Raw genomic sequence first — 263 nt, forward strand, 5'->3', positions numbered from 1 at the left:
AGCTCGCTAGTCCTATCGGGGTAGCCGCGCAACGGGTAATCTCGACCATGAATGATCGCCTGCTCAAAGGGGCTACTGCTCGGACTGTCGCCGAGGTCGAATACATCCGCGCCTTGCTCCGCATAGCCTTGCATCACCCTAAGTGCTAACGTGTGGGCATTGTATAACGATAAATATTCGTTCCATTCAACCGTCCAAACATTTCCATCAGAACTATCGGTGTTAGCAGCTTGAAAATCCCGTTCTAGCTTATCTCGCTCCAA

General features: G+C 51.0%; 1 protein-coding gene. It reads right to left on the reverse strand.

The window, feature by feature from the left end; translation table 11 throughout:
- Positions 1-263, reverse strand: a 263-nt coding sequence (locus A3750_RS25845; RefSeq protein ID WP_197474882.1) for a hypothetical protein, incomplete at both ends; no start/stop codon positions are given.

The sequence above is a fragment of the Oleiphilus sp. HI0079 genome, from assembly GCF_001635105.1.